The organism is Kitasatospora sp. NPDC005751 (assembly GCF_040630835.1).
Lineage (GTDB): Bacteria > Actinomycetota > Actinomycetes > Streptomycetales > Streptomycetaceae > Kitasatospora.
The window spans coordinates 1-5,736 of the sequence record NZ_JBEXYC010000122.1 but is presented as its reverse complement, the minus strand read 5'-3'; the positions used below and the strand labels follow the sequence as shown (position 1 = coordinate 5,736).

The 5,736-nt window shown below is 74.6% G+C and carries 2 protein-coding genes; both read right to left on the bottom strand.

What is annotated here, in order from left to right:
- On the bottom strand, nt 1-1,886 hold a 1,886-nt coding region (locus tag ABZ497_RS36330; protein WP_359812307.1), incomplete at its 3' end, for a type I polyketide synthase.
- Nucleotides 1,879-5,736, bottom strand: a 3,858-nt coding sequence (locus ABZ497_RS36325; RefSeq protein ID WP_359812304.1) for an SDR family NAD(P)-dependent oxidoreductase, incomplete at its 5' end; no start/stop codon positions are given. The genes ABZ497_RS36330 and ABZ497_RS36325, both read right to left, overlap by 8 nt.

The window sequence follows — 5,736 nt, the reverse complement described above, 5'->3', positions numbered from 1 at the left end:
TCCAACGACGGAGCACCGGGCACACCACGCACCACATCGAGCAGATCCCAGTCGACGAACGGCCCCAACGCCTCCGCACACTCCGCCAACCGCCCCGCGAACACCGGCGACTCCGCCAACAGCTCCACACCCATCCCGACCCACTGCGAACCCTGCCCCGGAAAGACGAACACCGTCCGGCCCGGGCCGGGGCCCGTCGCCACGCCGCGGACCACACCCGGCGCCGGGAAGTCCCCGGCCACGGCGTCGAGGCCGCGCAGCAGGCTGTCCGTCTCGGTCCCGAGCACCACCGCACGGTGCTCCAGAACGGCCCGGGTGGTCGCCAGCGCACGGCCGACCGCCGCCGGATCCTCGGCCCGGCCCGCCCCGAGGGCCGAACGCAGGCGCGCGGCCTGCTCGCGGAGCGCGGGCGCGCTGCGCGCCGACAGCAGCCACGGCACCACGGCGGGCCCCGGCACCGGCGCGACCGCGGCCGGCGCCTCCCCCGGCTCCGCGTCCACCGGGGCCGGGGCCTGTTCGAGGACGACGTGCGCGTTGGTCCCGCTCATGCCGAACGACGAGACGCCGGCCCGGCGCGGGTGCTCCCCCGCCGGCCACGGCCGGGCCTCGGTGAGCAGCCGGAGCGCGCCCGAGGACCAGTCGATGTGCGGGGACGGCTCCTCGGCGTGCAGCGTCCTCGGCAGGACCTCCTTCCGCATCGCCATCACCATCTTGATCACCCCGGAGACGCCGGCCGCCCCCTGGGCGTGGCCGACGTTGGACTTCAGCGAGCCCAGCCAGAGCGGCTGCTCCGCCGGCCGGTCCCGGCCGTAGGTGGCGAGCAGGGCCTGGGCCTCGATCGGGTCGCCGAGCTTCGTCCCCGTGCCGTGCGCCTCGACCACGTCCACCTCGGCGGCGGACAGCCGGGCGTCGGCCAGGGCCCGCCGGATCACCCGCTGCTGGGCGGGGCCGTTCGGCGCGGACAGCCCGTTGGACCGGCCGTCCTGGTTGACCGCCGACCCGCGCACCACCGCCAGCACGTGATGCCCGTTGCGGCGCGCGTCCGACAGCCGCTCGACCAGCAGCAGCCCGACGCCCTCGGCCATCCCGAAGCCGTCCGCGCCGGCCCCGAAGGCCCGGCAGCGCCCGTCGGTGGACAGACCGCGCAGCCGGGAGAAGCGGACGAACTCCTCGGGGGTGAGCATCACCGTCACCCCGCCGGCCAGCGCCAGCGAGCACTCGCCCGACCGCAGCGACTGGACGGCCAGGTGCAGGGCGACCAGGGAGGAGGAGCAGGCGGTGTCGACCGTCACCGCGGGGCCTTCCAGGCCCAGGGTGTAGGAGATCCGGCCAGAGGCGACACTGGCGGCGCTGCCGGTGCCGACGTGCCCCTCCAGATCGGCCGGGATCCGCGCACCGCGCCGCGCGTAGTCGCCGTAGACCACGCCGGCGAACACCCCGGTGTCGGTCCCGCGCACCGACACCGGATCGATGCCCGCGTGCTCGAACGCCTCCCAGGAGGCCTCCAGCAGCAGCCGCTGCTGCGGGTCCATCGCCAGCGCCTCGCGCGGCGAGATCCCGAAGAACGCGGCGTCGAACTCGGCGGCCTCGTGCAGGAACCCGCCGGCCCGGACGTAGGAGCGGCCCGGCACGTCGGGGTCCGGGTCGTAGAAGTCGGTGAGGTCCCAACCGCGGTTGACGGGCAGCCCCGAGATCACGTCGGAGCCCGCCGCCACCAGGTCCCAGAGGCCCTCGGGCGAGGTGACGCCGCCGGGCAGCCGGCAGGCCATGCCGACGATCGCGATCGGCTCCTGCCGGCTGTCCTCCACCTCCCGCAGGCGGTCCCGGGTCTCGCGCAGCTCGGCGGTCACCCGGTTGAGGAAGTAGCGCATCCGGTCGTCATTCATGAGCGTTTCCCTCTGCGGAGTGATCGGGCTGGTAGATGCCGAACTCGTCGCCGAGGAGCCCGATCAGCTCGTCGTCGGTCACGGCTTCGAGTTCGGTGACGGTGTCGGCGGGACCGTCGGCGCGCGACGCGGTGGCGCGCCAGCCGGCCAGCAGGTCCTGGAGGCGGTCGCCGACCGCCTGACGTTCGGCCACCGCGAGCGAGGCGGCGGACAGGACCGCCGCCAGCCGGTCCAGTTCGGCCAGGACCGGCACCACGGTGGTGTCGGGGCGCGGGGCCAGTTCGGCGTGCAGGTGGTCGGCGAGCGCCGCCGGGGTCGGATGGTCGTAGATCAGGGTGGAGGTCAGCCGCAGGCCGGTCGCCGTCCGCAGGCGGTTGCGCAGTTCGACGGCGGTGAGCGAGTCGAAGCCGAGGTCCTTGAACGGCTGGTCGGGCTCGATCGCGTCCGGCGAGGAGTGCCGCAGGACGGTCGCGATCACCGGCCGGACCAGCGCCAGCAGGGCGCCGGGGCGCTCGGCCTCCGGCAGCTCCGCCAGGCGGCGGGCCAGCGCGGCCGCCGGGTCGTCCGACGGGTCGGCGACCGCCGGACCGGACGGGGCCGGCCCGGGCCGTTCGGCGCGGAGGCCGCCCAGCAGGGGCAGGCGCCAGGCAGGGTCGTCCCAGGCGCAGTGCAGGACGGCGACGGAGGTCTCGTCGTGGTCCAGGATCCCCCCGAGGGCGTCCAGGGCCAGCTCCGGGTCGAGGTCCCGGGCGCCGTGCCGGCGGATCCGCTCCTCGGTACCGGGGGCGGCCGTGACGGCACCGTCCCAGTGGCCCCAGGCGATCGCGGTGGCGGGCAGGCCGTCCGCCCGCCGCTGGTGCGCCAGCGCGTCCAGATAGGCGTTGCCCGGTGCGTAGTTGGCGTGACCGGCCAGGCCGCAGACGCCGGCGAAGGAGGAGAACAGGACGAAGGCGGAGAGGTCCAGGCCCGCGGTCAGCTCGTGCAGCACCCGGGCGCCGCCGACCTTGACCCGCAGCACGTGCTCCATTTGATCGGCCGTCAAGGTATCGACCAGGGCGTCGTCGAGCAGCGTGGCGGCGTGGAACACGGCCGTGAGCGGGTGCTCCTCGGGCAGCCCGGCCAGCAGCTCGCCCACCGCGGCCCGGTCGGACACGTCGCACCGGTGGGCGCTCACCCGGGCGCCGGAGGCGGTCAGCTCGGCGAGGAACTCGGCGTCCTCGAAGGCGTCCTCGCTCAGCAGCAGCAGGTGTTCGGCGCCGTCGGCGGCCAGGCGCCGGGTGACGTGACGGCCGAGCGCGCCGGTGGCACCCGTGATCAGCACAGTGCCGCCAGGCCTCCAGTCACGCACCGCCGGACGGCCCGCCAGCGGCGCCCGCTCCAACCGCCGCACGAACAACCCCGCAGACCGGACCGCCAGTTCGTCCTCACCGTGCCCGCCGATCAGCGCGGTGACCGTGGCCCGCGCCAGATCGACCCCGGGCGACTCCGGCACATCCACCACACCACCCCAACGGTCCGGCAGCTCCGCCGCGACCACCCGGCCCAGACCCCAGAGCATCGCCTGCTCCGGACCGAACACCCGCTCACCACCACCCACCGCCACCGCGCCCCGCGTCACACACCACAACGGCGCCGCCACACCCACGTCCTCCAACGCCTGCACCAACGCCACCGACGCCGCCAGACCCCACGGCACCGACCCACCACCGGCCACCGCACCCGACCCACTGCCCAGCAGCGACACCACCCCCGCCGGCTCACGCCCCTTCAACAACGCCGCCAACGAGTCACGCCCAACCGCACCATCCACCACCAACACACCGGCATCCACACCGAGTTCGGCGAACGCCGACACCAGCGCCGACCCCCAGCCACCGTCAGCACCACCCTCCGGCACCACCAGCAGCCACGCACCCCCCGACCCCACCGCCGGAACCACATCCAACGGCCGCCACACCACGCGATACCGCAACGCATCCACCGCACTCAACGGCGACACACCCGAACCCACCACCGACGGCTCCAGCCAGAACCGCTCACCCTGGAACGCATACGTCGGCAACTCCACCCGACGCCCACCCCCCGTGGCCACACCCCAGTCCACCGACACACCACGCACCCACACCTCGGCCACCGACACGAGGAAACGCTCAAGCCCACCCTCGTTCCGCCGCAACGACCCGACCACCACGGCTTCTCCGCCGTGCTCCTCCAACGTCTCCTCGACGGCCAGGCTCAGCACCGGGTGCGCGCTGCTCTCGACGAACGCCCGGAACTCGTCGGCCGCACAGGCCCGCACGGCCGCCGCGAACGCCACCGGTTCCCGCAGGTTCCGGTACCAGTACTCCGCGTCCAGCATCGTCGTGTCCACCCGGCCGCCGGTCACGGACGAGTAGAACGGCACCTCCGCCGAGCGGGCGGTGACCTCGCCCAGGACGTCGAGCAGTCGGCCCCGGACGGTCTCGACCTGCGCGGAGTGCGAGGCGTAGTCGACCGGGATCCGGCGCGCCCGCACGCCCCGCGCCTCACAGTCCGCCAGCAGCCCCTCCAACGCCGTCGGCTCCCCCGACACCACCACCGAGCCGGGCCCGTTCACCGCCGCCACCGACAACCGGCCCTCCGCGGCAGCCACCAACTCCCCCGCCCGCGCCGGGCTCAGCGCCAGCGACACCATCCCGCCCAGCCCCGCGAGTGCGTCCGCGATCACCTGGCTGCGCAAGGCCACGACCCGCGCCGCGTCCACCAAGGAGAGCGCACCCGCCACACAGGCGGCCGCGATCTCCCCCTGTGAATGGCCGACGACCGCCGACGGCTCCACACCGTAGGAACGCCACAGCTCGGCCAGCGCGACCATCACCGCGAAGGAGACCGGCTGGACCACATCCACCCGCTCCAGCGACGGCGCGCCGGGCACGCCCCGCAGCACATCGAGCACGTCCCAGTCGACGAACGGCCGCAACGCCCGCGCGCACTCCGCCAGCCGCGCCGCGAACACCGGCGAGGAATCCACCAACTCCCGGCCCATGCCTACCCACTGCGCTCCCTGACCCGGGAAGACGAACACCACCCCCGCGTCATTCGGCAGGTCGGCCGTGCCCTCGACGACCCCCGCTACCGGCGCGGCCCCGCCCACGGCGCGCAGACCGAGCAGCGCCTCGGCCCGGTCCTCCGCGACGACGACGGCCCGGTGCTCCAGCCGCGCACGCCCCGAGGCCAGCGAATAGGCCACATCCGGCACACCCAGGTCGTCCCGCGCCTCCCACCAGTCGGCCAACCGCGCCGCCTGCGCGCGCAACGCCGCCCCGCCCCGCGCGGAGACGACCAGCGGCACCACCCCCGGCCCCGACGACGCGGCCGACGGCTCCTCAACCGGCGCCTGCTCCAGCACCACATGCGCATTGGTCCCGCTGATCCCGAAGGAGGAGACAGCCGCCCGACGCGGCCGCTCCACCGAAGAACCCCACTCCCGGGCCTCCGACAGCAACTCCACCGCGCCCGAGGACCAGTCGATGTGCGGTGACGGCTGGTCGGCGTGCAGCGTCCTGGGCAGCACACCCGCCCGCATCGCCGACACCATCTTGATAACACCCGCCACACCCGCCGCCGCCTGGGTGTGCCCGATGTTCGACTTCACCGAACCCAGCCAGAGCGGTGCTCCCCCGGCGCGGTCCTGACCGTAGGTGGCCAGCAGGGCCTGCGCCTCGATCGGGTCGCCCAGGGTGGTGCCCGTACCGTGGGCCTCGACGGCGTCCACGTCCCGCGCGGACAGTCCGGCGTTCGCCAGCGCCTGCCGGATCACCCGCTGCTGCGACGGACCGTTCGGCGCCGTCAGACCGTTCGACGCACCGTC